The sequence below is a fragment of the Opitutus sp. GAS368 genome, from assembly GCF_900104925.1.
Lineage (GTDB): Bacteria > Verrucomicrobiota > Verrucomicrobiia > Opitutales > Opitutaceae > Lacunisphaera.
Map to the genome: position 1 here is coordinate 1335601 of NZ_LT629735.1, position 26365 is coordinate 1361965.

Here is a 26365-nt window from a genome sequence, read left to right on the forward strand (position 1 = left end):
GGCAAAAGGGGTGCAACGTCATGCAAACGTTTGCATGTGCGTTGCGTCAAGCGAAACCTTTCCGGGCGCTCAGCAGGACTTCCGGATGATCAGCTCGGGCATGAGCTTGAGGCTTGTGGCCGGACGCTTGGCATCCTCGATGCGCTTCAGCAGCAGTTCGGCCGCATACTTGCCCACCTCGTAGGCCGGCTGGCGGACGACGGTGAGCGGCGGGTTGAACACGCTCGACAGCGGCAGCTCATCAAAGCCCACGATGCCGACCTGCTTGGGAATCTTCAGGCCGCGCGCGGCAATGGCCTCGAGCGCCCCGGCCGTCATCAGGCCGTTGCACGCAAACAGCGCCGTGGGCGGATCGGCGAGCGAGAGGAGTTCGTGCGCCAGGGTTTGCCCGCTCTCCTGCTTGAAGTCGCCGAAGCGGATCAGCTCCGCCTTGATCGGCAGCCCGGCCTGGGTGTGCGCGTCCTTGTAGCCGCGCAGGCGCTCCCGTCCCGTCGAGGAATCCGCGGGGCCGCCAATCAGGCCGATGCGCTTGTGCCCCTGGGCGATGATGTGCTCGACCGCCTTCAGGGCGCCCGTGTGGTTGTCCACCTCCACCTTGTCGAGGTTTCCGCTCGAGAGACTGCGGTCGACGCAGACCACCGGGATGCCGTTGCGCACCACCTGCAGCACCGCGGGATCATTCTCATGGATCGGCGGCAGGATGATGCCATCCACGGACTCCGACTGCAGCACGTCCAGGTAAAAGCGCTCCTTGGCCTCGTCCTCATCATAATTGCAGAGCAGCAGGGCGAAGTTGTTCTTGTAGGCCACGTCCTCGACGCCCCGCGCCAGATCGGCAAAAAAACTGTTCTGGATGTTCGGGATGATCAGACCGAGCAGATGGCTGCTGCCCTCCTGGGTGCGCAGCCGGCGCGCAACCCGGTTGGGCTTGTAGCCCAGCTCCCGCATGGCCTTGAGCACGCGCGCCTGGGTTTCGGAGCCGATCTTGCCCGTCTGGTTGATCGTGCGCGAGACGGTCGAGATGTTCACCTTCGCCCGGCGGGCCACGTCGATCAGGCTGGCGGGTTTTTTCATGGGGACGGGAAGGCGGGCGCGGGTCCGGCGGGGACGAGACGTCACGTTGCGCGCAACGCCCGCCCCAGGCAAGGCACGATTTTGATAGACAGACCGCGCAGTCTACGCAAACGTTTGCGCTAGTTCTCTCGCTCCGCCCCTCGCCCGCGCCCGACCCCACTTTCGTCATGTTCTCCCCCGCAAACTCTGCCAAGGTGTCCGGTGTCACCCCCTTTCCCGCATGAGCGAACCGCAACGCGCCCCGTCGGCCCAGACCACCGAGTTTCAACTGTCGCACGCCCGCAACGGCCCGCACCTCCCGCTCCCGGGCAGCGTGCCGGGCTGGCCGTTCCAGAACATCGGCCATTGGCGGATCGACGTGAACCGCCGCGCCGAGACCTGGCGGCGCGATTTCCGCGAGTGGCGCCACGAGCACCTCACCCGCATGGGCTACAGCGGGGCGAACTACGAGCGGGCGGAGTTCCGCTGGGCGCAGCGCAACTTCGTCCACGCCCAGATGATGGTCGAGGACCGGTATTTCTACGACCCGGTGGCCGGGAAATACACCGTGGACAAGTATCTCGACGACCTCGAACGCCGTTTCGGCGGCATCGACAGCGTGCTCATCTGGTATGTTTACCCCAACATCGGCATCGATGACCGCAACCAGACTGCGCTGGCCTCGGACCTGCCCGGCGGGCTCGCCGGCCTTAAACAGGCTGTCGCTGATTTTCAGCGCCGCGGCGTCAGGGTCTTCATCCCCACCATGGCCTGGGACAACGGCACGCAACCGGCCGGCCGGTCCGATTGGGAAGCGGTCGTGCGCCTCGCCCAGGCGATCGGAGCCGACGGCGTCAACGGCGACACCTACAGCGGTGTGCCGCGTGCTTTTCTCGAGACGGCCGACCAGCTCGGTCATCCGCTCGTGTTTCAGCCCGAGGCCGTGCCGCTGTCGGACGAAGCCCTGATGTGGAATCTCCAGAGCTGGGGCAAGCTCCTCCCGACCGAAGTCATTCTCCCCGTCAGCAAGTTGAAGTGGCTTGAGCCGCGCCATATGAGCAACACCGAGAACCGGTGGGGCCGCGACCGCACGAACGACTTTCATTACATCTTCTTCAACGGTTCCGGCTACAACGCCTGGGAGAACATCTGGGGTGTCTGGAACCAGTTCACCCCGCGTGATGGTGCCGCGCTCCAGCGCATCGCGCACCTCTACCGGCAGTTCCCCGACCTGCTCGTGAGTCTCGAGTGGGAGCCTTACGCGCACACGCTGCAAGCCGGCGTCTTTGCGTCGATGTTCCCCGGCCCGGGCCAGATTCTTTGGACGGTCGTCAACCGCTACGACTATGACCTGGCGGGGGACCAGCTGCTGGTCGCCCATCAGGCCGGCCGCCGCTACTACGACGTGTGGAACGGAGCCGAACTCACCCCGCGCCTGACCGACGGCAAGGCCACGCTCGCCTTCCCGCTGGAGAACCGCGGCTTCGGTGCCGTGCTCGGCGTTGAGGCCGGCGTGCATCCCGCCGGCTTGGACGCTTACCTGGCGCGCCGGCGCGCGCTTACCGCCGCGCCGCTCCAATCCCTTTCCGCCCAATGGCGGGCCGCGCCGCAGCAGATCGTGCCCATCGCCCCGACCAAGCCGGCCGCCGCCGCACCCGCGGGCATGGTGACGATCCCCGCCGGCGAATTCGATTTCAAGGTCACGGGCATCGAAATCGAGGGTTTCACCTGGGAGGGCCTCGACTTCCAATATCCGTGGGAACCCTCCGCCCGCCGTGCCCACCGGCACCGGATGGCCGTGAAGTCATTCCACATCGACCGCCACCCGGTCACCAACGCCGACTACAAGAAGTTCACCGATGCAACCGGCTACCAGCCGAAGGACGCGCACCACTTTCTCCGCGACTGGAAAAACGGCGCACCGCAGGCGGGATGGGAAAAGAAGCCGGTCACGTGGGTCTCGCTCGAGGACGCCCGGGCCTATGCGGCATGGGCCGGCAAGCGCCTGCCGCACGAATGGGAATGGCATTACGCCGCGCAGGGCACCGACGGCCGCCTCTATCCGTGGGGCAACGACTGGAATACCGCGAACCTGCCCCAGCCCAATCGCGGCCGCACCCTGCTGCCGCCCGCTGACGTCGACGCGCACCCCGGCGGCGCCAGCCCGTTTGGCGTGATGGATTTGGTCGGCAACGTCTGGCAGTGGACCGATGAGTTCATGGACGAGCACACCCGCGCGGCGGCGCTCCGCGGCGGCAGCGCTTACCAACCGCAGACCTCGCACTGGTATTTCCCGCAGGCCTACCAGCTCGACCAGCACGGCAAATACCTGCTGATGTCCCCCGGCAAGGACCGCAGCGGCATGCTCGGCTTCCGCTGCGTGGTCGACGCCGGTTGAATCCCGCCCGTTCCTGCCCACAACCCCACCCCATGAAAGCCAACCGCGGTTTGCCGGTCCCTGCCGTCCTTGCCTTGCTGAGCGCCGTCACCGGCCTCGCGCAACCCGCCCCCCACCCGAGCCCGGCCGATACCGGCCGCGGCAATTTGCCGGCCCGCTGGTGGGAAAAGGCCTCGGCCAGCCGGTATTTCGTCCTCAGCCCGAGTCAGAAGGATCGCGAGCTGCTTCCGATCCAGGATGTGGCCCGCACGACCGCCCTGCTCGAGCAAGTGCACGCCCAGGGATTTTCCGCCATCCACATCGTCTCGCCCGCGGACGGCGGTGTCAGCTTCGGCGGACTCGACACCAAGAATCACTACGCCATCCGCGCCGATGCGGGTAACATGGATGATTTCCGCCGGCTGGTGCAGATCGCTCATGCGAATGGCCTGGCCGTGGCCATCTCCTACAACCTCGGTTACATCAGCACGGACGCCCCCGCGTGGCTGAAGGCCTGCGATGACGTCCGCGAGGGGCGCAGCAGCCCCGAGGCCCACTGGTTCGTCTGGGGTGAAAGCGGCGACGCCCCTCCGCCTCCCCAGAACATCTTCTTCAACCCGCCCGGCCGTGGCTTCTGGGAATACAGCGCCCGGGCCAAGAAACACTACTGGACCCGCTGGGGCGGGGCGGACGGTCATGATGTCGACGTCCGGTTTCCCCAATATGACTGGTCGAGTCCGGAATTTCTGCAGGAAGCGGAGCGTATCGTCCGCTTCTGGATGAACACCGGCATCGACGGCATCATGATGGACGCGGTCAACTGGAACAGCAACAGCGACTGGCAGAAGAACCGCCGGCAGATCACCAACGTCATGGCCTCCTACGGCAACGTCTGGATCCAAGGCGAGGGCGCGGGCGGATTTGGCGAGGACCCGGTGCCCTGGATCGAGGAAGGCGGCTGGAACAGCGTCGAGGATTACGGCCTTGGCACGTGGTGGGTGGCCGGCAGCCATGTGATCGTGAAGGGATTCCAGGCCGGCGATCCACACCCGATCGAGACGGCGCTCCGCAACTCCCACGACCGCGTGGTACAGGCCGGCGGCATCCTCTTTGCCTCGGCGCTCCTGTTCCAGGACCCGGCCGCCCCCACGCGACGCGAGGCGCCGCACCTCGCCTTCGCCACACAAATCGGCCTCGGCGACCTGATCGGCTACGACCGGCGCGACATGAAGGTCGAGCCCGACGGCGAACTGCAGTGGCTGCTGCGCCTGAAGCGCGACCACCCGGCCTTGCAGCAGACCGGCAGCCGTCGCCCGGTGCCGACCAATGCCGACGACAAATACTACGCCTTTCTCCGCACGGCTCCGGGAGGCGGCGAACGGGTGCTCGTCGTGCTCAATTTCCAGCGCGGTTTCCAAAAAATCGAGGTGAATCTCAGCGGCCTTGATACGGGCGGGCTGGTCGAGCTGAAGACCGGCGAGGCATTGCCCCCCGCCGGCATCCTGCGGATGGGACTCTACAGCTACGGATATCGCTTCTACTTGGTGAAGCCGCCGGTTAAACCCGCGGGCAAGTAATCCCACTCCCGTCATGCGCAGCAAGCTCTTCGTCCCCGGCTCCCGCCCAGAACTTTTTCCGAAGGCCCTCGCGAGCCAGGCGGACAGCCTGGCGTTCGACCTGGAGGACGCCGTGCTGGAGGCGGCCAAACCCGAGGCGCGCCGTCTCATCGGCCAAGCCCTGCAGTCGGCCGAGTTCATTGCGTCCAAGAAAATCCTGATGGTGCGCGTCAACGGCCTCACGACGCCGCATTTCGCGGCGGATCTCGCCGCCGTGGTCGGGCCGAGGCTCGACCTGGTCAATCTGCCCAAGGTGGAATCAGCCGACGACATCCGCGTGGCGGCCCAAACCCTCGCCCGCCTCGAGGCGGCGCGCGGCCTGACCCGCCCCATCGGCATCCTCGCCAATGTCGAATCACCCCGCGGGCTCCGCCTGGCCGCCGAGATCGCGGGCGCCGATCCGCGCGTCACCGGCCTGCAGGTCGGTTTTGCCGACCTGCTGGAACCGCTCGGCATCGACCGCACCGACACGGCGGCCATCCACCACCTTCAGCTGGCGGTGCGCCTGGCCGCCGGCGAGGCCGGCATCTGGGCCTGCGATGCCGCCTATGCGAACATCAAGGACACCGAGGGTTTCCGGGCCGAAGCCCTCGCGGCCAAACGCCTCGGCTATATTGGCAAGTCCTGCATCCACCCGAGCCAGATTGCCCCGGCCAATGAAATCTTCCGGCCCACGGCGGAGGAAATCGCCTTCGCGCACCGTGTGGTCGAGGCTGCGGGAAAAGCGACCGCCGGCGCCTTCACCGTCGACGGACGGATGATCGATGCGCCTTTCCTCAAGCGCGCCCACGCCGTCCTCGCCATCGCGCGCCAGCTCGCCTGATTTCCTCGTATGCCCCTGAAAAAGCGCGACTATGATCCCGGCGCCCGCGGCCCGCTGCAGGGCATCCGCGTGCTCGACCTGTCGCGCCTGTTCGCCGGCAACGTGTTGACCCAGATCCTCGGCGACTATGGCGCCGAGATTATCAAGGTCGAACCACCCGAGGGCGATTCCCTCCGGGCCTGGCAGACCAACGGCGTGTCGACGCACTGGAAGATCTATTCCCGCAACAAAAAGAGCCTCGCCCTCGACCTGCGCAAACCCGAGGCCATCGACCTGATCCGCCGGCTGGTTTCCTCCGCCACGCTCTTCATCGAGAGCTTCCGCCCCGGCGTCCTCGAAAAGATGGGACTCGCGCCCGCCGACCTCCTCCAGCTCAACCCGCGGCTGGTGATCGTCCGCATCTCGGGCTGGGGCCAGGACGGGCCTTACAGCCAACGCCCCGGTTTTGGCACCATCATCGAGGGTATGTCGGGCTTCGCCTCCTTCAACGGCTTCGCCGATCGCGAACCCGTGCTGCCCCCCATGTATCTCGCCGATGGCGTCGCGGGCCTCTACGGCGCCTCGGCCGTCATGATCGCCTTGCGCGAGGTGGAGAAAAACGGCGGCCGCGGCCAGGTCATCGACCTGCCTCTGCTCGATCCGCTGTTTGCCATCCTCAGCCCTCAGGCCGCCAACTACCGTCTGACCGGCCAGATCAAGCTCCGGACCGGCAGCCGCTCGACCAACTCCGCCCCGCGCAACGTCTACCGCTGCGCGGACGGCAAGCATGTCGCCGTGTCGGGCTCCACGCAGGGCATGGCCGAGCGCCTGTTCCGCGCCATTGGCTGCGCCGACCTCAACGACGATCCGCGCTTCCGCACCAACGCCGATCGCCTGAAACACGTCGATGAGCTCGACGCCATCATCGGCGCCTTCATCGCCCGGCATACGCAGGCGGAGAACGTCGCCTTCTTCGAGAAGGCGGAGGTCACCGTCGGGCCGATCTACGACGTCACGCAGATCCTCGCGGACCCCCACTTCATCCAGCGCGAGATTGTCGCCGACTACCCCGACCCGGAAACGACGACGCTGCCGATGCACCATGTCGTGCCCCGGTTGCTGGGCACGCCCGGTTCGATCCGCTCCCGCGCCCCGGACCTGGGCGAGCACAACCGCCCCATTTTGCGGGAAATCGGCGTCGATGACCCGGACTACGCCCGCTTGATTGCCGCCGGGGTGGTCATCGAACCCGCCGGAAAAAATGAGCGGTAAAGCCGGCCCCGGGGAACCGCCGGCCGGTGCGATCAACGGTCTTTCCTTTGGCCGCGAAGACCAGCCGGCGGCCGCCCGGTTGCGGTCGGCCATGATGCTCGTGGGGGCCGGGTATCTGTTCCTGACCTTGTGCGACTATCGGGAGGGGATCGCCAACCTAGCCCTGCGGTTCCTGCTGAAGGACCACCTGTACCTGACGGCGACCCAGCTGGCCGGCTTCTTTGCGATCACCAAGCTTGCGTGGTATTGCAAGCCCTTCGCCGGCTTGCTCGCCGACAACGTGCGGTTGTTCGGCACCCGCCGGAAGGGATACCTGGTCGTCTTTTCCACGGGGGCCGGTGTGCTCTGGCTGGTCCTGCCCCTGGCGCACGACTCCTACGGCTTCATGCTGTGGCTGGTCGTGGCCATCAACTTTGCGCTGATGATGGTGCACACGACGCTGGGCGGCATGCTGGTCGAGGTGGGCCAGACGCTGGGCGCCACCGGCCGCATCAGTGCGGTGCGCAGCGGCGTCGAGAGCCTGGGCTGGCTTCTCACGGGACTCGTCAGCGGCTGGATCGCCACGCATCTGTTCCATTACGGCTTCCTGATCAATGCCGCCCTCATGCTCGTTTTGGCCGGGCTTTTTGCGAAGACGCTTCGGGAAAACAAAGCCCCTCCGGCCGGGCCGGACAAACCCAAGCGGACCCGGGCGCACTTCAAGGAACTGTTCCGACACCGCACGCTCTGGACGGCCGCCGGCTTCTGGATGCTCATCAAGTTTTCGCCCGGGTTCGGGACGCCGTTGTTTTATTACCAGAGCGAGACCCTCGGATTCACGCCGCAGTATATCGGGTATCTCGGTTTCGTGTCGGCTGCCGCCGGGCTGGGCGGCAGCCTCGTCTACATGCGGATTTGCCGCCACATCGCCCTCCGCCGGCTGCTTTGGTTGGGGGTAAGCCTGCATACGGCCGCGGCGCTGGCTTATTTCGGCTACCGGTCGGTCGGCCCGGCCATCGTGATCGAAGCCTTGTACGGGCTCTGCACCGCCCTGGCCTTCATGCCGATCTTCGACCTGCTGGCCCGGGCCACGCCCAGGAATTTCGCCGCGCTCGGCTATGCCCTCATCTTCAGCCTGGGCAGCCTCTCGGTCTCGGGCTCGGATCTGATGGGCTCCTGGATCTTCGAGCAGTTTCACCACAGCTTCGCGGGCATGATCCTGCTGAACTCCGGCAGCTCCGCCGTCGTGCTGCTGGTCATCCCCTTTCTGCCCCGCCTGCTGACCGCCCACCGGGATGGCGAAGGTCCCGCGCCTGAAACTGCGGCCACTCCAGCCCCCTAGTGGCCGGGCTGCGGCCCGCCGATCGATTGCGACCGGATTACTTTTTCGCGAACGGTGCCGCGGTCTCGCGCTTGAGTTCGCGGGTCATCAGGGCGTGCAGCGCGTCCGTGGGCTTCTTGTCCTGGTAGAGAATGGCATAGACCTCGGTGAGGATCGGCGCGGTGATGCCGCGTTCCTGGCACAGGCCGTGGAGCGCCTCGGTGGTGCGGTGCCCCTCCACGACCGTTTTGCGGCCGGCGAGCAGTTCCGCCACGGACTTGCCGGCGCCGATCTTTTCGCCGAACTCGCGGTTGCGGCTCCACGCGCCGTGGCTGGTGGCGACGAGGTCGCCGAAGCCGCTGAGGCCGTAGAAGGTCTCGGGTTTGGCGCCGAGCGCGGCGCCGACGCGGACCATCTCGGTCACCGCGCGGGTCAGCAGCGCGGCCTTGGCGTTGTCGCCCAGCCGCTGGCCGTCGCAGAGGCCGGCCGCGATTGCGTAGATGTTCTTCAGGCTGGCGCCGTATTCCGCTCCGGCCAGGTCGTCGCTGATGTAGATGCGCAGCGTCGAGCCGCTCATGGCCGCCTGGACCTTGGGCACGAATTCGTCGGTGCGCTGCGCCGCCATGACCATGGCCGCCGGCAGGCCGCGCGCGACCTCGGCCGCGTTGGTCGGGCCGGTCAGGGTGCCGCAATTCAGCCCCGGCAACACCTGGGCCATCATCTCGCTGGGCCGGAGATGGGTGCCGATCTCGAGGCCCTTGACCAGGCTGAGGAAAAGCTGGAGCCGGGAGGTGTCGTGGAGCACGGTGCGCATCTGCTCGCACCAGGCGCGCAGCGACTGGGACGGGCAGGCGATGAGCGCCACGTCGGCCTCGAGGAGCGCCGGCCGCAGGTCCTGGGTTACGACGAGGGACTCGGGCAGCCTGATGCCCGGCAGGTAGTCGCGGTTCTCGTGGGTGGCGCGGAGCTGGGCGGCATGCTCCGCGCGGCGGGTGACCAGGGTGGTCTGCTGGCCGCGGCGCGCCAGGTGCACGGCCATCGCGGTGCCCCACGCCCCCGCGCCGATGATCGTGAAATTGAGGGGGCGCGGGTCGGACATGGGGCGGGCCGTCAGGTTTTGAGAAAGCCGGGGATTTTCTCGCCGGCGAGCATAGCATCGAAATTTTCGCGGGCGTTGACCAGCTCGAACCGGCTGCCGGACACGAGCACTTCGGCCGCCATGGCGCGGGTGTTGTAGCGGCTGGCCATGGTGTAGCCGTAGGCGCCGGCGCTCATGAAGGCGACGAACTCGCCCTCGCCCACCGTTTGCAGCGTGCGGTCCTTGGCGAAGCAGTCTCCCGACTCGCAGATGGGGCCGACGATGTCGGCCTTCAGCGCGGGCCGCGCGCTGTCGCGCAGCAGCGGCACGAGCTCATGGTAGGCCTCATACATCGCGGGGCGCACGAGGTCGTTCATCGCGGCGTCCACCACGAGGAAGTTTTTGTTCGAGCCGCGCTTGAGGTATTCGACGCGGGTCAGCAGCACCCCGGCGTTGCCGACGAGGAAGCGGCCGGGCTCGAGCAGAATCTTGAGCCCGAGCGGGGCGAGCAGCGGCTTGAGCGCGGCGCCGTAGGCCTCGGGCGTAAGCGGGCGCTCGCCCTCGGGCCTGGCGCTCCACCAGGCGGCGTCGCCGCTGGCCAGGGCGTCCTGATAGACGATGCCGATGCCGCCGCCGACGCTGAAATAGCTGATGCCGTAGGCCTGCTTCAGCTGCTCGACGAAGGGGATGACCTTCTGCACGGCCTCGACGAAGGGTTCGGCGGAGGTGAGCTGCGAGCCGATGTGCATCTGCACGCCCTTGATCTCGAGGTGCGGATATTTCGCGGCGGCCTCGTAGGCGGCGGCGGCCACCTTGAGGGGAATGCCGAACTTGTTGTCGCTCTTGCCGGTCGTGATCTTGGCGTGGGTCTTGGCGTCGACGTCGGGGTTGACGCGGATGGCGATGGGCGCCTTGCGACCCAGCTGGCCGGCCACGTGGTTGATGCGCGCCAGCTCGGGCTCGCTTTCAACGTGGAAGCCGAACACGCCGGTCTCGAGCGCGAGCCGGATCTCGGCCTCGGTCTTGCCGACCCCGGCGAAAACGCTGCGGGCCGTGCTGCCGCCGGCGGCCGTCACGCGCTTGAGCTCTCCGCCGCTCACGAGGTCGAAGGCGGCGCCGAGGTTGGCAAAGAGGCGGAGCACGGCGAGGTTGGAGTTCGCCTTCATCGCGTAGCAGATCTGGAGGTCGAGCCCGGTCAGGCTGGCGGCCAGACGGCGGTAGTTGTCCTCAATCGTCCGGGCGCTGTAAACGTAGGTGGGCGTGCCGTGGAGCCGGGCCACCGCCGCCAGGTCGACGGACTCGCAGTGCAGTTTCTGGCCGGTGTAATGGAAGTGGTGCATCGAGGTAAAGTGAGCGTGAAAGGTGTCCAGATAGCCAGATTCCCCTTGAGTGGAAGCGCTATTTTCCAATGGATGGTGCCCATGTCCTACACGTTCCGCCGCCTGTTGAACCACCTGCCGATCGCCCTCGGCATGCGGAGCGACAAGCGCCTGCGGACGACCCGGGTCAAACACGCCCAGTTTGCGAGTTTCCTGGGGGAAAGCGGCTTCCGCTCCTTCAACGTGGACCGCTACGAGCGCGGCCTGCGCCGCCGCCGCGTCGCCAAGGGGCTGTTCCTGTGGGCCAGCGCGTTTGCCGCGGCTTGGATCGTGCTCGAGAGCGCCCGGGCCGTGATGCTGTTCTGAACGGCGTGTCCCGTTGCCGTTCGTGGGCGGCCCGGGATTTTATCCGGGCCGACCGCCCGGCCAACAAAGCAGATTGACCGGCTGGCCCGCGCCATGGCTTAGTGCCGGCGCTGTGCAACCCAGCGCTGAACTTTATCCCTGGATTTCCGTCGCCGCGATCGCATGGGGCGTGCTGGACTGCTTTTTCGGCTACCGGGTTTTCAAGATCACCCTCGCGCTCGTCGGCGGCCTCCTCGGCGCCGTGGCGGGCCAGATGGCGGCCACCGCCCTGGGGTTCGGACCGGGCGGCATCACGGCCAGCCTGATTGTCGGCGGCCTGCTCGGCGCGGGCCTGGCGTTCCTGCTTTATATCGCGGCGGTGTTTGTGGCCGGATTCGGTTTTGGCGCCACCCTCGGCATTTTGCTGCTGGCCAATTTCCACCACATGGTCGCCCTGCTGAGCGGCTGCGTGCTGGGCGTCGTGGGCGGCTTCCTGGCCGTGAAGCTCCAGCGGGTGCTGATCATGCTGTCCACGGCGCTGCTGGGATCGTTCCGCGCGATGCTGGCCCTGGCCTATTTCACCAACCAGATCGACTGGGTGTATTACTTCCGCCAGCCGGACCAGTTGCCGGCGCTCATCGACAACCACCCCTGGATGTTCCCGGCCATCCTTGCCCTGGCCTGCGTCGGGGTCATCGCCCAGTTTGAACTGGGCGGCAGCGGCGGGAAAAAGAAAGCCAAGGACAAGGACGACTAACCTTGCCGCACGTGCCGGGCCCCGCAATATGCGGGACGATGAAAAAGTTCCTTGCCCCGTTTTTCCTGGTCGCCTCGCTCGCCCTGCTCGCCGGCTGCAGCAGCTCCAACAACATCACGGCCGGCGTGAAAATCGGGCTCACCGGTCTGGCCCGCGCCAGTGACGGCAGCACCCGGGTGTCCTGGCGCGTGATCAACCCCAATGTCATTTCCTACCTCGTGTCCCAGACCACCCACCGGATCTATCTCAATGGCGTGCTGATCGGCACCGTGATTGACCGGGAGCCCTTGGCGGTCTTGCCGCAAGCCCACTCAGAACGGACCAGCCCGCTGGCCTCCGCCGGCCCGGCGGCTGACAGCGCCCTCGCGGCGGCCGCGACCGCCGGATCCGGCGCCTATCGCGTGGAATCGACCATCGTGGTCCAGCTTTACGGCGAGACGACCGACAAGAGCAACCTGACGGCAACCGGCACGGTCCCCGTCACGGCTAAATAAAAAGGCGGCGCCGGAATCATCCGGAGCCGCCGAGCGGGAGAAACGGGGCCGTTCAGGCGGCCAGCCGGATGACCGGGGCCTTGGCGTTCACGCGGGCCGGAAACCGGATGATCGGGGTCAGCGTCAGTGCCCGGGGGGCGCGGCTGTATTGATCAATCGTCCAAGCTACCAGGCCGGTGGTGAACATGATGGCGGTGAAGTCGGCGGCGTCGAAGGGACGACCGCTCGCGAAGGACGCGAAGCCCAGAAGGGTCGCGGTGAGAACGGAGATGAGAGCGGTTTTCATGGATCAGTTGGTTGATGCCTGAAGAACACCCCCGCTCCCGGGAAAGTTGCAGAATCGTGCAAAGGCTTGCGCCGAGGGCAAAAAGCCACGGCTACCCCGGGACGACCAACACACACAGGTGGTTCATCCGCCGCCACCATTTCTCAAAGACCGCCGACTCGATCTGTAACGGACCCGCCGCCGGATCGTGCACGATCACCTGGTGATCGGCGGTGACACCGATCACCACCACCCAGTGCGACGGATGAGGCACATGCTCGCTCACGGACAAGGCGAGGGCGCCAATCAGCCCGGCCTGACGCAAGGCTGGATTCGGTGGCTGCGGAATCATGACGATCATCGGCCGTCCTTGGCTCAGGTTGTCCTGCAGGTCAGACATGGAGCCCTGGTAAACCAGGCCCCGGAGGCCGAGCGATTCAGCGATGGCCCGCAGGTCCGGCCCCGTGGTGTCCTGCGGAGCCGCGGGGCACTTGGCCTTGAATTCCGCCAGCCCGACGCCCCAGTGGGCGGCCACGGCCGCCACGCAGGCCGGCCCGCAGGCGTAATCCTGGTTCTGCCGGAGCGGCGGCAGCCCGCTGACGTAGAGACTGTCGCCCGTGAGCGAAAGCCCCCGGAACGACTTCACCGAAGTGCAGCCCCCCATCAGCAGGGCCGCGAGAACCGCCGCCAACCGGATGGAGATGCTCACAAGAAAGGAACCTGCCGATCGGAAACCGACCGGCAGGGTGTTGCCAGTTTGGGTTCGCGGGAAATCAATATCCGCCACCACCACTACCGCCGCCGCCGCCACCGCCGGCCGCGACTGCGACAACGACCACCACGGCGATAACCCCGATGATAATCCACGTGGATTTATCCAAGCCTTCGCCGGCGGCCTGTTTTTCGGTCTCGGCCTTGGCGGCCTGCTCCAGTTGCTGATATTTCGCCAGTTCGGCGGCGGACAAGGCCGTGTGCTGCGACACGATCGTCGGCGCCGACGCCAGCTTGGTTTGCGACACCGCGAGCGGCGCCGGGACAGTATTCGCCAGGGCGAACACCGGCGTAACGGAGATGAGCAAGGCGCTCATCACGAGGGAACGGAGGACAGTTTTCATATGGGCCGTAGTTAGGGGATGTGAGTGGTAACAACACCCCCGTGCCCGTCCGTCCAACCCTGTAACCGTAACAGCTTGGAAAGGAATCAGCCCGCCCCGCCGCCCGCCGCATTGGAAGCCGGCTTGAACCTGGCCTTGAACAGCGCCGCCACGTAGTCGCGGTTCAGGCGGGCGATGAAATCGTGCGAGATGAGCTTGGGGCACACGGCGCTGCACTCGTATTGGTTGGTGCAGTTGCCGAAGCCGGCCTCGTCCATCGTCTGCACCATGGCGAGCACGCGCTTGTCGCGCTCGGGCTGGCCCTGCGGCATGAGGCCGAGGTGGGAAACTTTCGCGGCCACGAAGAGCATCGCGCTGGCGTTCTTGCACGCCGCCACGCACGCCCCGCAACCGATGCAGGCCGCCGCGTCCATCGCGAGGTCGGCGTCCTCCTTCGGCACCGGCAGGGAGTTGGCGTCCGGCGCGGCGCCGGTGCGGACCGAGATGAAACCACCGGCCTGCTGGATCTTGTCGAAGGCCGCGCGATCGGTGACGAGATCCTTCTGGATTGGGAAGGCTTTCGCGCGGAAGGGCTCGACGATGATCGTGTCGCCCTCCTGGAAGCTGCGCATGTAGAGCTGGCAGGTGGCGATGCCCTTGCCCGGACCGTGCGGCTTGCCGTTGATGGTGCAGGAGCAGGTGCCGCAGATGCCCTCGCGGCAGTCGTGCGCAAACGCGATCGGCTCCTCGCCCTTGAGCGTGATCCCGTCGTTCACGACGTCGAGCAGCTCGAGGAACGACATGTCGGGATTCACGCCCTTCGCCGGATAGTCGACGAACTTGCCCGGCGCGGCGGGGCCGGCCTGGCGCCAGACCCTTAGGGTGACGGAGAAAAGTTTCTTGCTGGTGGGAGCGACCATGGGAGGGGCCTCGGCTTACTTGTAGGAGCGGACGCTCATCTTGGTGAACTCGTAGTTGAGGGGCTCGGTGTTGCGCAGCGGGGTCTTCCCCTCGCCCTGGTATTCCCAGGCGGCCACGTGCGCGAACTTCTCGTCGTCGCGCTTGCACTCGCCGTCCGGCCACTGGAATTCCTCGCGGAAATGACCGCCACAGCTTTCCTCGCGGGTGAGCGCGTCGCGGCAGAGCAGCTCGCCGAGTTCGATGAAGTCGGCGACGCGGCCGGCCTGTTCGAGCGACTGGTTCAGTGTATCGGCGGAACCGGGCACCTTGACCGTGGCCGTGAATTCCTCGCGCAGCGCGGGGATCTTCTGGAGCGCGGCCTCGAGACCGGCCTTGGTGCGCGCCATGCCGCAGTGTTCCCACATGATCTTGCCGAGGCGCTTGTGGAAATGGCTGACGGGCTGGCTGCCCTGGTTGGACAGGAAACGCTTCGTCATGCCGGTGACGTTCTCCTCCGCCTGCTTGAACTCGGCGCGGTCCGTCGCGGGTCGCGAGCCGGGCTTCTGGCCGGCGAGGTAATCGCCGATCGTGTAAGGAATGACAAAGTAGCCGTCGGCCAGGCCCTGCATGAGCGCGGAGGCGCCGAGGCGGTTGGCGCCGTGGTCGGAGAAGTTCGCCTCGCCGAGCACAAACAGGCCCGGGATGTTGGACATCAGGTTGTAGTCCACCCACAGACCACCCATCGTGTAGTGCACGGCCGGGAAGATGCGCATCGGCGTCTGGTAGGCGTTCTCCGCGGTGATCTCGTGGTAGATGTCGAACAGGTTGCCGTAGCGCTCACGGACGGCCGGCTCGCCAAGGCGCTTGATGGCATCGGCAAAATCGAGGTAGACGCCGAGGCCGGTTTCGCCGACACCGCGGCCCTCATCGCACATGCGCATCGCGGCACGGGACGAGACATCGCGCGGCGCAAGGTTGCCGAAGCCCGGGTAGATGCGCTCAAGATAGTAGTCGCGGTCGGCCTCGGCGATGTCGGCGGGGTTCTTCTTCGCGTCCTCCTTCCGTTTCGGCACCCAGATGCGGCCGTCGTTGCGGAGGGATTCCGACATCAGCGTGAGCTTGGACTGGTAGTCACCGCTCACCGGGATGCAGGTCGGGTGGATCTGCGTGTAGCAGGGATTGGCGAGACAGGCGCCGCGCTTGTAGGCGCGCCAGATGGCCGTGGCGTTGGAGCCGCGGGCGTAGGTGGAGAGATTGAAGACGTTGCCGTAGCCGCCGGTGGCGAGCACGACGGCATCGGCGCTGTGGCGGGTGACCGCACCGGTGATGAGATCGCGGACAATGATGCCCTTGGCGTGGCCGTCGACGACGACCAGGTCGAGCATCTCGGAATTGGTGTGCAGCTCGACGCCGCCGGCGCCGACCATGCGGGAGAGCGCGCTGTAGGCGCCGAGCAGGAGCTGCTGGCCGGTCTGGCCGCGGGCGTAGAAGGTGCGGGACACCTGGGCGCCGCCGAAGGAGCGGTTGGCGAGCAGGCCGCCGTATTCGCGGGCAAAGGGCACGCCCTGCGCCGCGCACTGGTCGATGATATTGACCGAGACCTCGGCGAGGCGGTGGACGTTGGCCTCGCGGGCGCGATAGTCGCCACCCTTCAGCGTGTCGTAAAAGAGCCGGTGGACCGAGTCGCCGTCATTCTGGTAGTTCTTGGCCGCGTTGATGCCGCCCTGCGCGGCGATGGAATGCGCCCGCCGCGGGCTGTCGTGGAAGACGAAGCTCTTCACCTTGTAGCCGAGCTCGGCCAGCGTGGCGGCGCAGGAGGAGCCCGCGAGGCCGGCCCCGACGACGATGACCTCGTATTTCCGCTTGTTGGCCGGGTTGACGAGCCTGATCTCCGTCTTGTGCTTGCGCCACTTGTCGGCGAGCGGGCCGGAGGGGACCTTGGATTCGAGTTTGGCCATGGCGGAGAAGATCAGGCGTGGACGAAGCCGCCGAGCACGGCGAGCGGGATGGCTGCGTTGAGGAGGAAATAGAGCCAGCAGTAGGCCGTGGCGAAACGCTGGAGCTGGCCGGTCCATTTCTCGTTCTTCAGGCCGATCGTCTGGATCGAGCTGACGATGCCATGGCTGAGGTGGTAGGCCAGGATGCCGACGGCGAGGATATAAAAGCCCGAGACGAGCTGGTTGCCGAAGCCCTGCAGCATCATGCTGTAGACGTCGCGCACCATCGTGCCGTCGGCGAGCTTGAAGGTGTGTTCGCCCCAGCCCGGATGGCCGAGGCGCAGTGTGTAATGCGCGAGGTGGAACGGGATGAACGCCAGCACGACAAGGCCGGTGCGGGCCATGATGCGGGAAGCCAGCGTGGCGCGGTTGACGTGCTCGACCCCGTAGGCCTGCGGACGGGCCGCGCGATTCTCGAGCGTGAGCTGGATCGCCAGCCATACATGGATCACAAGGCAGAGCAGCAGGAAGGCTCGGATGAGCCACAGCGCGGCGCCCAGCGACTCAAGCATGTGCGCGTAGGCATTGATCTTGGCCGGCGGCAGGAAAATCTGCAGGTTGCCGACGAGGTGCCCGGTGACGAACCCGAACAGCACCAACCCGGTGAAGGCCATCAGGAATTTCTTTCCGATGGACGACTGAAAGAGTGAACCAAGAAGATTCATCGCGGGGAGGCTGGGATACGTGGCGGGTGTGCGGGCGGCCTGACCCGCTAAATAGACCAACGCACCCAAATAATGTAAAGGCCTCGCCGGGCCCGGCCCCCGATTAATTAGGGGGTCTAAATCACCTGAGAAGCCCGGCCCGGGGCGCCCACCGGCTGGCGGCGCGGCCCGCCGCGCCCTCAGCGCGCCAGCGGCTTGAGCAGCGCGAATTTCCCGCTCGACGCGGGCTGGATGAATTTCCGGCGAAACAGGTTCACGCGCATCCCCTCGCCCAGCGCCCCGGCGATCGCCTGATCCAGCCCGGCCGGCGCCGCCTCATCGGCCACGTATTGGAAATCCCAGCGGTTGTCGGAGCCCTGCACCAGGCTCCAGTGCCAGCAGGCGAAGTTCTCCGGCATCGCCGCGTCGATCTCGAACGCCGACACCACGCGCCCATCCGCGCTGAAGAACAGGTCCCGCTCCCGCCCGAGGATCCGGTAGCCCGCGGGCGTGCGCCGCACGATATCCCCGGTGAAATAGCGCAGCAGCGGCATCGCCTCGCGGTCGCGTGTCGTCACGTTGATCTGGAAAACCTCCGGCAGCTCCGGGCGCCAGGCCACGAGCTCGACGAAGGCGTTGCCGTCGATCGCCCGCAGGTTGTCGGCAAACGCGTCGCCCACGAAAATGTAGCCGGCCTCGGTCGAGCCGTAGAGATCCACCTGCACGGCGCCGGGAAAAACCTCCGCGAGGCGGCGGCTGTGCTGCCGGCTGGCCTTGCCGTAGGTCAGGATGATCGTGCGCACGCTCGGCACGCTGACGCGGCGTTTCTTCACGGCCCGCGCCAGCAGCGAGAGATAGACGGGCTCGCCCTCGATGACCTCGGGCTTGAGCGCCTGCAGCTCCAGCACAATGCGGTCCCACTCGGCCTCGGCGAAGACGAACGGATCGCTCGAGAGGTTCAGGTAGACGGTGCCGTCGAAATAGCGGTGCGGGAACGGATGGTCCTCGTAGGGGCAAAGGTTGCTGGAGCAGCCGATCGGCGCGAGCACGGCCTTGCGGTAGGGCCGCTCCGCATACTGCGCCAGCTGCGGGTGCGCGAGGTAGGCGCGCTTGAGCTGGGCGTTCCACCAGCCGTCCTCCATCACCACGGTCATCGGCCGCGCCGTGGAGCCCGAGGTGTGCTCGTATTCGTATTTCTTCTGCGCGAACCCGCGCTCGATCTCCGCGTAATCGGCGAAGAACGCCGTGTGCCCGCGGTCCAGGATCTCCTGCTTGGTCAGCACCGGGATTTCGCGGTAGCAGGACCACTGCAGCGGCTCGGTGTGCAGCGGGAAGCGCTGGCCGTAAAGCGGGCTGCGCCGGTAGATGGCACGGACCTCCTGCTCCAACGGCGCCGGCAGGCCGCCCGGACCGGCCGCACCCAACGCCGCGGGGGCGTTGGCAAAGACGGAAGCGGGCGCGGTGGATTCCATTGGGTCCGGGGAGTTAACGCTGGCCGCCGGCAAAGTCAAACGGGGGCCTTGGCCCGTGAATCCGCGGGAGGACGGAGTTCTCGGGACAAACCCCGGGCCACGAGCACGTGGCAACGGAACAGGAGCCTGCAGGGTGCTTCATGCTTTTTTCAGCCCGGCCCACACGGGCGTGAAAAGCAGCAGCGCATCCAGGACCATCGCATGGGTGATGCCGCCGGCGTAGGCCAGCTGGTAGACCTCGTCCACCGGACGGGTCATGATCTCGAATTCCTCGTCGGGGTCCCAGTCGAGTTTCGCCACCGGCCGGGCGTTCTCCACCAGCACAAGGTGGCAGCGGTTGTTCTGCATGGCCGGATTCGGGTGGACGCTGCCGAGCAGCCGCGCGGACGTGCCGACGTAGCCCGTTTCCTCCCGCAGTTCGCGCACGCCGGCCGCGATGGCGTCCTCGCCCGGATCCATCACGCCGCCGGGAATCTCCACCGAGAAATCATCGATGCCGTAGCGGAACTGCCGCACGAGCACGAGGTGCCGCGCGGGGGTCAGCGCCACGACGTTCACCCAGTCGGGCGGCTGGATGACAAAAAAATCCTGTGGCTTCGGCCGGGCGGGATGGTGGAAGTCGACGCTCAGCACGTCGAAGATGCGCGTGTGTGCGACCGTGCGGGCGCCCAGTTTTTTCCAACGTTTCGGCGGCGGCGGTTGTTCAGCCATGGGATTGGTCGGGGATGTTTTTAACCACGGATTCCACTGATTATCACGGATATTAAACGCCGGTCAGTTGTAGGAGTCTGCTTGCCGGCGATTCCGTGCATCGCATTTCGCAGGGCGGCCCGAATCGCCGACAAGCAGGCTCCTACAAATAAAACCCATCCGTGCCATCCGTGGCATCCGTGGCCAAAGACCTTGCTCGTCCCGCCAAAATAAAAATGCCTCCGCGACGCAAGGTCTGGGAGGCATCGAATTTATTTCCCGAGGAATTACTTCTTCGGGATGTGAATCTTCTGGCCGACCTTAAGCTTGGTCGGGTCGAGGCCGGGGTTCTCGGCTTCGATGGCATCGACCTTGACGGCGAATTTCTTCGCGATCTTCGAGATCGTGTCACCGGGGGCGACGGAATAGGTGCCGTCGGCGTTCAGCACGCCGGTCGGGGCGGCGGCGGCACCACCCTTGCCCGGAGCGGGGGCGGGCTTCTTCATGGCCTCCTCCATCTTGGTGAGCTTGGCGTTGATTGTGCCGATCTCGTTACCGACCTGGTCGAGGGCGGTCTGGATACCGGTGCGCAGGCCCTTGATGTCGGTCTCGGCCTTGGCCGAGGCGGCGCTCACGGAAGCCTCGAGGGCGGGGATCTTGCTGGAGATCGCCTCCGTGTGCTCACCCACGGTCTTTTGGAGCGTGGAAAGTTTGACGAGAGCCACGATCGAGAGGACCAAGGCGAGACCGCCGGCGATCACGCCAACGAGAGGCAAGACGCTGCCGGAGCTGTTACTATCGCGAGAAAGAGTATCCATTTGTTTAAGAGATTGAGGGGGCGTATATACGGGCGGTTCCTGTAACGACGCAAGAAGCATTTATAGGCACTTTTCACCCCGGTTGACCTCCCTAACCTCTTGCCCGGGCGGGTCGGCCCGCGGTTTTACGAGGCAGGTAACCTGGCCATTGACACCTGGCTCCGCAGCGCGTCCCATGCCTCGCACTTAACGGGGTGTAGCTTAGCCTGGTAGAGCGCCTGGTTTGGGACCAGGAGGTCGCAGGTTCGAATCCTGTCGCCCCGACCATTCTCTTCCGTCTGATGAATGGACTTTAACAGCTTCGACAAGCTGGAGGACCAACTGCCGAATATTGGGCATTTCAGGTGAAACGAGTGAGTGTAGTTGTGCGTTATCCCCTCCCCTGCCCAACCAGGGCAGTTTCAGCCAGTCGCTCAGGGGAACACCGCGCATATCAGTGTATCGAGTGCCCATCCGGTGTTCGCTTTCGTGCCCAAGTATCGCGTCACACACGCGCTCGCTCACCCCATGCGCAATGGCGAGTGTCCGCGCCGTTTTCCGGAAGGCATGAAAGTGAACGACACAACCAAGAGCGTCTTTGCGTTCTATTGCCGCCGAGAACAGATCACGAAGCAGTTGTTTGCGCGTCGGAATGCACTGAAAAACAACGGAGTCGTTGCGGTATTGTTCTCCTCGGAGAATCCACAGTTTTTGAGCCAGAGGTAGAATAAGAGGGACGACGCGTTCCCGTTTTGTTTTTGTGACATTCGCGCGGAACGTAACTGATGCCGCTTCAAGATTGTTCAGTGTGAAGTCTCCCCAGACCAAGGATGCTACCTCTCCTTTGCGGCCTGCCGTATAGAACAGCATTTGATAAAACAGGACTCGGTCGGATGAGATGGAAAACAGCGCACTCAGTTCTTGCTCGGTATAGTGACGAGACGGACGGCGTCCTTCTGCAATAAGCCTACGACTATGAAGTAAGAGCCAGAGGCCAGAATCAAGGCTACGCCGAGAAGCCAAATCCGAATGATCAACTGCCACCAAGTCTTGGCTCGCATCTTCTTCTTCAACCAATCGAGTGGGAGTATTAGTCCCTGATACTTGTCTAGCTCGATGCGGTCGCCACCCCTGAAGACACGAGCATAGCTGCCAATAAAAATATCCGCGATACACAGAATCCAAACAATGAGGACCACGAAGGTGCTGCCCGCCAGAAGCAGACCTGGTATCGCAGCCAAAAGCAGCCATGGACTTTCTTTCATCTATATTCCGCCGATCATTAACGATGAGACACGCGCGGGCGAGCGCGCTCTGAACCTGAAATTAGGGGAGAGGTGGAGCGGAGCTGGGCCATGCGAACCACGGTCACTTCCCGCGCGTTGTCTCTGGCAACTGGATCGGCTCTTTCTTCGTCTGCTCAATGAGCCTCCGTGCTATTGCTGCTGCTTCCTCTAGTGTGACCGAATAGGCGCAAAACAAACCGGCAGCCATGGCAACGAGAACTGTCCAGAATACTAGGAACCACTTCGCGATGGAGTCGTGCACATCCGCCCACAATGGGCCGAGCCAAACGAATAATAGGAATACGCCGAGCGCGCTGATGAACCCGAGAGCGAGCGCCGTGCCCGACTTTCTGGTAATCCGAGACCACTCCCTGATGACTTCTTTTCGGGCAAGGGAAGAAAGCCCGCGCAATTCGGGTAACATGTCCTCGGGAATCTTAAATCCTCTGCCTGGCATGTTCTGTTCGCCGATTGTTAAAGGTGAGCCACGCTCACCCGAAAAGAGAACGGAGTCGAGAGCGGGGATGGCATGGGCGAATCAGGCGGGACGGGGAACGTTGGCTCTAGTGGCTGGTTAGGCATCTTCTTCGCAGTCGCAATAGATCACTTGTCCTCCGCATACCGGGCATCTCTCTACATCGCATCCTGGGACATGAAGCTGCCCCTTTGAAACGCCGCAATCGTGACACGGCTTACGATCTGCGCCCCAATCTTCCTTCTCTGCTCCGTAACGAACACGCGGCTGATCGACGCCAATAAGACGGACAACGGTGACATTTTGGGCTGCAGCGATTTCTTCAGGAGAACGCACGGAGAGGATGTTCTGCCTAACGTTGAGTTCAGCCACCCTCCGGTGGGGTTGGCTGCGAGGATTGGTTAGGCTTTCTTGGAAATGACTTCACGGATGGTCGCTTGAATGCGGGGAATATCGTCAGTCGGAAAGAACCAGAAAATGTCCTCTCCCGACTCGTCGGCTTGTGGCTCAGGATTATTAGAAACGCTAAACCTCACTCTCTTCTTCCGCAGCGCTTCCATAACGCGTGGCGTGTCAGCCGGGGCGACTGTGGCGAAAACAGAATTGGGGTCGTGAATGGGAGTTTGCATCGCGTCGTTTTTCTACGCCTAACTATGTATATGCCAACCGCCGTTTCACGCAGGAAAAGTGCAGGGCGTTACGGGTTATCATGTTGAAGAAAACCAAGGGTGAATTCCTGACTCCGCGATTATGGCCCGTAAAAGCGTTTCAGCTTAGGATTCAATTAACGCCTCCGAACGTTCGCTCAAGGGTGAATTGTCCGCCAGCAAGGAGGGCTAGCAGTTCTTGCCAATCCTCCTCGCTGCTGAGTGTGATGCTCTCTCTAAGTCGATAGGCCCACTTTGAGCCTAGTTTGCGACGAATACCGTCCATATCGACGACGCCGAGCGCACGACCAAGCTGACCCACACGAGCCCGCCATACGATTGCTCCGGCCGAATGCCACGCAAACACACGGGTGCAGGCTAGGAAGCACGTCTTTCTTCGGAATCAGTGACGAGCTACCATAGGCACGAAATGAATCTTAGTGCCAGACCCCCTTGTAAGCCATATTGGGCACGATCTTCCATTCGCGTTGGCGGAAGAACTGGAGCGGCGAAGAGGTCGGAAGATCGGTCGGATAATACAGGTTCAGGACGGTCTCCACGGCGAAGGCGAGCGTTTCCACTGGGTGCGCGTGTGGGAAAATCTCGTTCATGACTTTGCCCCTTGCAGCGAGCAGATCCTTGTCCGGTGATTCGCCGAGTTTCCATAGCTTGAACAGCGCCTCGTAGGCCGCGGTTAGATGACGCAAAACCTGGTCGCCAGCATCGTGGAGCAATTCGCCGCCCTTATGTGGATTTAGGATGCAGGCCGCGGGGTTTTCTGTCCACGGAGTTTGCTTAATAAGGGTGCCCTGGCGCTGAAGCTAATCAACCTGTTCCAATCCGGTGGTCCTCACTCTAGGAAAAACTGACGCTAACGAATATCTTCCAATCCTGAGTTGGAGCTAATTTGCGGCTTCCTAGGCAAGCGGCGGGATCGTAAAAAACAGGGCCATGGAGTTAAGGTATCGGTAAACTGCCCCGCTGTGAATAGCTACCGGGCGACAGACGGTCGGAACGTGGCCGCAAAATCACCGCCTTAAAAGGGGTCGTTTGGCCTTTCGGCGTCAGCTCACGATTGCGGCATAAATCAGTGCATGAAAACACCGCTCCATCGATGGCTGAGCCTGGCGCTGCTGGGCCTGGGCTGCACAGCGCAAGCGCAGATCGCAATCACCACCGGCTACACGCAGGATTTCAACTCCCTCGGAACCGCCTTGCCCGCCGGCTGGGGCGTCTGGACAAATTCGACCGCCACTAGCAATGGGTCTGCTTTCACCTGGAACACCACCCCGGTGGCCAACAACGCCGCGGCCTCGACCGCCAATTATTTCCGCAACCTGCCCGGGGCCGGGCAGATTTGGTCCGCGGGCCTGTCCTCCGGCAGCGATCGCGCGCTCGCTTGGCGCGCTGGCGACGCGTCCAGTCGGGACGGTTCCATCACATTCTCTCTGACCAATACTGCGGGCTATAATTTCAACGGCTTGAGTTTTCAACTTTTCACTCCGAACAGCGCAGGAACCGCAGGCACTTTTCAATTGCAATACCAGATCGGAACCAGCGGGACCTTCACTCAATTGGCTTCGACCTCCTACACAAACAACCCGGCGCAAAATCCCCTTACTCTCACGACCATCACCCTCACGGGAGCCCAGCTGAGCGTTCTCAACAACCAGTCCGGCCAAGTCACCTTCCGGTTGGATAATACCGCCACTACGGGCACCAGCTGGAACACGCTCGCAATAGACAATTTCTCTTACACCGCTTCAGCCACCGCCATCCCGGAGCCGTCCACCTACGCGGCCATTCTCGGCGTGGTGTCGCTCGCCGGCGTGTTGATCCGCCGGCGCCGGCTACAACGGGTCGCCTGAACGGAATCGATTCCAAAAACAGAAAAACCCGCCGGATTGGCGGGCTTTCGTTTTGAGTATGGCGCCGGTTACTTACCGGGCGTCTTGAAGCTGAGGCCGGTATCCGCGGGCTTCGCGTCGCCGGGCTTGGCCGCGATGGCCGGGCTGATGACCAGCAGGGTGGCGCGCTGCGCCCAGCTGCTGGTGGCGTCGATCTTCGAGACTTCCTCGGCGAGCTTCTTCACCTCGTCCGTCTTGCCGGCATCCGCCGCAAGCGAGACGAGCTGGTAGGCCGCCTCCGCGCGCGCGCCCTTGCCGAGCGTGGTGTCGGCGCTGACGGCCTTAAGCGCGGCCGAACCGCCGGCCACGTCGCCGCCATTGAGCTGGCTCACCGCGGCGCCGAGCTTGGCGCGGCCGAGGAGGGCCTCGTTTTTCAGGCTGCCGGCCGCCTTCTGGTAATCGGCGGCGGCCGTCTTGAAGTCACCGGCGGAAAATTTCTCATCGGCCAGGCGCAGCCAGGCGACGCCGGCGAGCGGGTGGCCGGCATTCGCGCCGGCAAAGCCCTCGAGCTTGGCGGGCTGGTCGGCGATTTTCGCGTATTCGGCCTGCACGTCCGACTCGCGACCGGCGGCGACGGCCTGCCACGCATAGGTGCCGATGATGGCCAGCAGCGCCGTGACGCACATCACCAGGATGCCCTGGCGGTTCTTGACCCAGAACGTCTGGACGGCGGTTTCAAAGGCAGGCTCGTAGACCGGGGTGGTGGCCTGGGGCGACTGGTCGGCGGGGGGAAGTTGACTCATGGAACCGCGCAGGTTGAGCGGCGTGCCGGAGCGTCTCAAGGCAAAAGACCAAAACCCTTTTAACCACTCATGGTCACTCAGGCCTCACCAATCCGGATTAGTGATATATCAGTGTGGATTAGTGGTTAAAGCCTCCGGGCCTTAATCAAAAACCACGGTCTTGTTGCCGTAGACCAGCACCCGGTTGTCCAGATGCCAGCGCAGGGCCTGAGCCAGCACAAGTTTCTCCAAATCACGCCCTTTGCGCACCAGGTCCTCCACGCTGTGCCGGTGGGTCACGCGCACGACGTCCTGCTGGATGATGGGACCGTCATCGAGCACGGCGGTGACGTAGTGCGCCGTGGCGCCGATGAGCTTCACCCCGCGCTCGTGGGCCTGGTGGTAGGGTTTGCCCCCCGCAAACGCCGGCAGGAACGAGTGGTGAATGTTGATGACCGGCTGGCCGGCTTTTTTCAGGAAATCCTCCGACAGTACCTGCATGTAGCGGGCGAGCACCACGAACTCCGTGCCGGTCGCGCGCAGGATATCCAACTGTTGCGCCTCGGCCGCCGCCTTGGTCGCCAAGGTCACCGGCACGTGGTGGAACGCCAGCCCATAGTGCCGCGCCACGTCCCCCAGGTCCGGGTGGTTGGAAATCACGCACGCAAAATCCCCGGCAAACTCCCCTGCTTTCCAGCGGAGCGCGAGGTCGTGGAAACAGTGGTCCTCCTTCGAGACGAAGATCACGCCCTTGGCGCGGTGGGGCGACACCGCCACGCGCGCCGCCATGCCGAGCGTCGCGGCAAAGGTGTGAAGGTCGGCGGCCTCCTGTGCCGCGTCGGCGCCGGCGGGGACCCACTCGATGCGCTGGAAAAATTCGCCTGCTTCCATGTCGCGGTGCTGGTCGGCGTGCAGGATGTTCCCGTGCCGCGCAAAGATCCAACCGGCGGTCTTCGCCACGATGCCCGGCTGGTCGGGGCCGTGCAGCAGGGCGACAAGCGTGGCAGGCGGCTTCATGAGCAGGAACTAACCACGGGTTGCCCGATGGGCACGGGC

27 protein-coding genes and 1 tRNA gene are annotated in these 26365 nt (G+C 64.5%); 10 read left to right on the forward strand and 18 right to left on the reverse strand.

The features are described 5' to 3' along the window. Positions 1-69: 69 nt before the first annotated feature. Positions 70-1074, reverse strand: coding sequence for a LacI family DNA-binding transcriptional regulator (locus BLU29_RS05665; RefSeq protein ID WP_091055819.1), 1005 nt, complete (start codon positions 1072-1074; stop codon positions 70-72). A 220-nt stretch (positions 1075-1294) separates the two neighbouring features. Here BLU29_RS05665 and BLU29_RS05670 point away from each other — a divergent pair, with 220 nt between their 5' ends. The 5 genes from BLU29_RS05670 to BLU29_RS05690 are packed head-to-tail and all read left to right on the forward strand — an operon-like array spanning position 1295 to position 8441. Then, complete coding sequence (locus BLU29_RS05670) at positions 1295-3451, forward strand: formylglycine-generating enzyme family protein (RefSeq protein WP_091055821.1); 2157 nt, start codon at positions 1295-1297, stop codon at positions 3449-3451. A gap of 32 nt (positions 3452-3483) precedes the next feature. Then, positions 3484-5007: an alpha-amylase family glycosyl hydrolase gene (locus BLU29_RS05675; RefSeq protein WP_091055822.1), complete on the forward strand. Its 1524-nt coding sequence runs from the start codon at positions 3484-3486 to the stop codon at positions 5005-5007. Positions 5008-5020: 13 nt separating this feature from the next. Next, on the forward strand, positions 5021-5869 hold the full coding sequence (locus BLU29_RS05680) for a CoA ester lyase (RefSeq protein WP_091055824.1): 849 nt from the start codon (positions 5021-5023) through the stop codon (positions 5867-5869). 9 nt (positions 5870-5878) lie between these two features. Further along, positions 5879-7120: a CoA transferase gene (locus tag BLU29_RS05685; protein WP_091055826.1), complete on the forward strand. Its 1242-nt coding sequence runs from the start codon at positions 5879-5881 to the stop codon at positions 7118-7120. Further along, positions 7110-8441: an MFS transporter gene (locus tag BLU29_RS05690; protein ID WP_091055827.1), complete on the forward strand. Its 1332-nt coding sequence runs from the start codon at positions 7110-7112 to the stop codon at positions 8439-8441. The genes BLU29_RS05685 and BLU29_RS05690 overlap by 11 nt, the downstream gene beginning before the upstream one ends. A 37-nt stretch (positions 8442-8478) precedes the next feature. On the opposite strand, the gene BLU29_RS05695 is transcribed toward BLU29_RS05690, so the two are convergent. Together BLU29_RS05695 and lysA are read right to left on the reverse strand one after the other, a co-directional pair. Continuing rightward, complete coding sequence (locus BLU29_RS05695; protein ID WP_091055829.1) at positions 8479-9519, reverse strand: NAD(P)H-dependent glycerol-3-phosphate dehydrogenase; 1041 nt, start codon at positions 9517-9519, stop codon at positions 8479-8481. 11 nt (positions 9520-9530) lie between these two features. Continuing rightward, positions 9531-10838 carry a diaminopimelate decarboxylase gene (gene lysA / locus BLU29_RS05700; protein ID WP_091055831.1) on the reverse strand — a complete coding sequence of 436 codons (1308 nt, stop codon included), beginning with the start codon at positions 10836-10838 and terminating at the stop codon, positions 9531-9533. 81 nt (positions 10839-10919) lie between these two features. Here lysA and BLU29_RS05705 point away from each other — a divergent pair, with 81 nt between their 5' ends. The 3 genes from BLU29_RS05705 to BLU29_RS05715 all read left to right on the forward strand — a co-directional run bounded on the left by BLU29_RS05705 (position 10920) and on the right by BLU29_RS05715 (position 12413). Then, entirely contained in the window at positions 10920-11183 is a 264-nt protein-coding gene (locus BLU29_RS05705) for a hypothetical protein (protein WP_091055833.1), read from the forward strand. A 112-nt stretch (positions 11184-11295) separates the two neighbouring features. After that, complete coding sequence (locus tag BLU29_RS05710) at positions 11296-11919, forward strand: DUF4203 domain-containing protein (protein WP_157693655.1); 624 nt, start codon at positions 11296-11298, stop codon at positions 11917-11919. Between the two features lie 38 nt (positions 11920-11957). Then, a complete protein-coding gene (locus BLU29_RS05715) occupies positions 11958-12413 on the forward strand; it encodes a hypothetical protein (RefSeq protein WP_091055836.1) in 456 nt (151 codons plus the stop codon). Between the two features lie 52 nt (positions 12414-12465). Here BLU29_RS05715 and BLU29_RS05720 read toward each other — a convergent pair whose 3' ends face one another. The 9 genes from BLU29_RS05720 to BLU29_RS05760 all read right to left on the reverse strand — a co-directional run bounded on the left by BLU29_RS05720 (position 12466) and on the right by BLU29_RS05760 (position 20293). After that, positions 12466-12699: a hypothetical protein gene (locus BLU29_RS05720; protein WP_091055837.1), complete on the reverse strand. Its 234-nt coding sequence runs from the start codon at positions 12697-12699 to the stop codon at positions 12466-12468. A 91-nt stretch (positions 12700-12790) separates the two neighbouring features. Further along, entirely contained in the window at positions 12791-13387 is a 597-nt protein-coding gene (locus tag BLU29_RS05725) for a cysteine peptidase family C39 domain-containing protein (RefSeq protein ID WP_157693656.1), read from the reverse strand. A gap of 64 nt (positions 13388-13451) precedes the next feature. Continuing rightward, positions 13452-13793, reverse strand: a complete 342-nt coding sequence (locus BLU29_RS05730) for a hypothetical protein (protein WP_157693657.1) — start codon at positions 13791-13793, stop codon at positions 13452-13454. 86 nt (positions 13794-13879) lie between these two features. Then, positions 13880-14692, reverse strand: coding sequence for a succinate dehydrogenase/fumarate reductase iron-sulfur subunit (locus BLU29_RS05735; RefSeq protein ID WP_091055842.1), 813 nt, complete (start codon positions 14690-14692; stop codon positions 13880-13882). 15 nt (positions 14693-14707) lie between these two features. Continuing rightward, positions 14708-16630: a fumarate reductase/succinate dehydrogenase flavoprotein subunit gene (locus tag BLU29_RS05740; protein ID WP_091055844.1), complete on the reverse strand. Its 1923-nt coding sequence runs from the start codon at positions 16628-16630 to the stop codon at positions 14708-14710. 11 nt (positions 16631-16641) lie between these two features. After that, positions 16642-17334 carry a succinate dehydrogenase cytochrome b subunit gene (locus tag BLU29_RS05745; protein WP_091055846.1) on the reverse strand — a complete coding sequence of 231 codons (693 nt, stop codon included), beginning with the start codon at positions 17332-17334 and terminating at the stop codon, positions 16642-16644. Between the two features lie 179 nt (positions 17335-17513). Next, positions 17514-18785, reverse strand: coding sequence for a CoF synthetase (locus tag BLU29_RS05750; protein WP_091055848.1), 1272 nt, complete (start codon positions 18783-18785; stop codon positions 17514-17516). 138 nt (positions 18786-18923) lie between these two features. After that, on the reverse strand, positions 18924-19496 hold the full coding sequence (locus BLU29_RS05755) for an NUDIX hydrolase (RefSeq protein ID WP_091055850.1): 573 nt from the start codon (positions 19494-19496) through the stop codon (positions 18924-18926). A gap of 266 nt (positions 19497-19762) precedes the next feature. Continuing rightward, positions 19763-20293, reverse strand: a complete 531-nt coding sequence (locus tag BLU29_RS05760) for a LysM domain-containing protein (RefSeq protein WP_157693658.1) — start codon at positions 20291-20293, stop codon at positions 19763-19765. Positions 20294-20483: 190 nt separating this feature from the next. Here BLU29_RS05760 and BLU29_RS05765 point away from each other — a divergent pair. Then, a tRNA-Pro gene (locus BLU29_RS05765) sits at positions 20484-20560 on the forward strand. A 626-nt stretch (positions 20561-21186) separates the two neighbouring features. Here BLU29_RS05765 and BLU29_RS18510 read toward each other — a convergent pair. The 4 genes from BLU29_RS18510 to BLU29_RS05785 form a co-directional block, all read right to left on the reverse strand. After that, a complete protein-coding gene (locus tag BLU29_RS18510; RefSeq protein ID WP_231962318.1) occupies positions 21187-21537 on the reverse strand; it encodes a hypothetical protein in 351 nt (116 codons plus the stop codon). Positions 21538-21640: 103 nt separating this feature from the next. Beyond that, the gene (locus tag BLU29_RS05775; protein WP_157693659.1) at positions 21641-21982 is read right to left on the reverse strand and encodes a hypothetical protein; all 342 of its coding nucleotides are present in this window, start codon (positions 21980-21982) and stop codon (positions 21641-21643) included. Positions 21983-22434: 452 nt separating this feature from the next. Further along, entirely contained in the window at positions 22435-22662 is a 228-nt protein-coding gene (locus BLU29_RS17930; protein WP_157693660.1) for a hypothetical protein, read from the reverse strand. A 455-nt stretch (positions 22663-23117) separates the two neighbouring features. Then, complete coding sequence (locus tag BLU29_RS05785) at positions 23118-23414, reverse strand: hypothetical protein (protein ID WP_091055856.1); 297 nt, start codon at positions 23412-23414, stop codon at positions 23118-23120. 360 nt (positions 23415-23774) lie between these two features. On the opposite strand from BLU29_RS05785, the gene BLU29_RS05790 reads away from it, so the two are divergent. Continuing rightward, the gene (locus BLU29_RS05790; protein ID WP_091055858.1) at positions 23775-24548 is read left to right on the forward strand and encodes a PEP-CTERM sorting domain-containing protein; all 774 of its coding nucleotides are present in this window, start codon (positions 23775-23777) and stop codon (positions 24546-24548) included. 68 nt (positions 24549-24616) lie between these two features. Here BLU29_RS05790 and BLU29_RS05795 read toward each other — a convergent pair whose 3' ends face one another. After that, positions 24617-25330 (reverse strand): tetratricopeptide repeat protein, encoded by a 714-nt coding sequence (locus tag BLU29_RS05795; RefSeq protein ID WP_157693661.1) that lies wholly within the window; start codon positions 25328-25330, stop codon positions 24617-24619. A gap of 141 nt (positions 25331-25471) precedes the next feature. Continuing rightward, entirely contained in the window at positions 25472-26326 is an 855-nt protein-coding gene (purU, locus tag BLU29_RS05800; RefSeq protein ID WP_091055862.1) for a formyltetrahydrofolate deformylase, read from the reverse strand. Positions 26327-26365: the final 39 nt, after the last annotated feature.

Bases quoted from the DNA above. Each gene is read 5' to 3' on its own strand.
- BLU29_RS05665 (WP_091055819.1), bottom strand. From the start codon at position 1,074: ATGAAAAAACCCGCCAGCCTGATCGACGTGGCCCGCCGGGCGAAGGTG.
- BLU29_RS05670 (WP_091055821.1), top strand. From the start codon at position 1,295: ATGAGCGAACCGCAACGCGCCCCGTCGGCCCAGACCACCGAGTTTCAA.
- BLU29_RS05675 (WP_091055822.1), top strand. From the start codon at position 3,484: ATGAAAGCCAACCGCGGTTTGCCGGTCCCTGCCGTCCTTGCCTTGCTG.
- BLU29_RS05680 (WP_091055824.1), top strand. From the start codon at position 5,021: ATGCGCAGCAAGCTCTTCGTCCCCGGCTCCCGCCCAGAACTTTTTCCG.
- BLU29_RS05685 (WP_091055826.1), top strand. From the start codon at position 5,879: ATGCCCCTGAAAAAGCGCGACTATGATCCCGGCGCCCGCGGCCCGCTG.
- BLU29_RS05690 (WP_091055827.1), top strand. From the start codon at position 7,110: ATGAGCGGTAAAGCCGGCCCCGGGGAACCGCCGGCCGGTGCGATCAAC.
- BLU29_RS05695 (WP_091055829.1), bottom strand. From the start codon at position 9,519: ATGTCCGACCCGCGCCCCCTCAATTTCACGATCATCGGCGCGGGGGCG.
- lysA (WP_091055831.1), bottom strand. From the start codon at position 10,838: ATGCACCACTTCCATTACACCGGCCAGAAACTGCACTGCGAGTCCGTC.
- BLU29_RS05705 (WP_091055833.1), top strand. From the start codon at position 10,920: ATGTCCTACACGTTCCGCCGCCTGTTGAACCACCTGCCGATCGCCCTC.
- BLU29_RS05715 (WP_091055836.1), top strand. From the start codon at position 11,958: ATGAAAAAGTTCCTTGCCCCGTTTTTCCTGGTCGCCTCGCTCGCCCTG.
- BLU29_RS05720 (WP_091055837.1), bottom strand. From the start codon at position 12,699: ATGAAAACCGCTCTCATCTCCGTTCTCACCGCGACCCTTCTGGGCTTC.
- BLU29_RS05730 (WP_157693657.1), bottom strand. From the start codon at position 13,793: ATGAAAACTGTCCTCCGTTCCCTCGTGATGAGCGCCTTGCTCATCTCC.
- BLU29_RS05735 (WP_091055842.1), bottom strand. From the start codon at position 14,692: ATGGTCGCTCCCACCAGCAAGAAACTTTTCTCCGTCACCCTAAGGGTC.
- BLU29_RS05740 (WP_091055844.1), bottom strand. From the start codon at position 16,630: ATGGCCAAACTCGAATCCAAGGTCCCCTCCGGCCCGCTCGCCGACAAG.
- BLU29_RS05745 (WP_091055846.1), bottom strand. From the start codon at position 17,334: ATGAATCTTCTTGGTTCACTCTTTCAGTCGTCCATCGGAAAGAAATTC.
- BLU29_RS05750 (WP_091055848.1), bottom strand. From the start codon at position 18,785: ATGGAATCCACCGCGCCCGCTTCCGTCTTTGCCAACGCCCCCGCGGCG.
- BLU29_RS05755 (WP_091055850.1), bottom strand. From the start codon at position 19,496: ATGGCTGAACAACCGCCGCCGCCGAAACGTTGGAAAAAACTGGGCGCC.
- BLU29_RS05760 (WP_157693658.1), bottom strand. From the start codon at position 20,293: ATGGATACTCTTTCTCGCGATAGTAACAGCTCCGGCAGCGTCTTGCCT.
- BLU29_RS18510 (WP_231962318.1), bottom strand. From the start codon at position 21,537: ATGAAAGAAAGTCCATGGCTGCTTTTGGCTGCGATACCAGGTCTGCTT.
- BLU29_RS05775 (WP_157693659.1), bottom strand. From the start codon at position 21,982: ATGTTACCCGAATTGCGCGGGCTTTCTTCCCTTGCCCGAAAAGAAGTC.
- BLU29_RS17930 (WP_157693660.1), bottom strand. From the start codon at position 22,662: ATGCAAACTCCCATTCACGACCCCAATTCTGTTTTCGCCACAGTCGCC.
- BLU29_RS05790 (WP_091055858.1), top strand. From the start codon at position 23,775: ATGAAAACACCGCTCCATCGATGGCTGAGCCTGGCGCTGCTGGGCCTG.
- BLU29_RS05795 (WP_157693661.1), bottom strand. From the start codon at position 25,330: ATGAGTCAACTTCCCCCCGCCGACCAGTCGCCCCAGGCCACCACCCCG.
- purU (WP_091055862.1), bottom strand. From the start codon at position 26,326: ATGAAGCCGCCTGCCACGCTTGTCGCCCTGCTGCACGGCCCCGACCAG.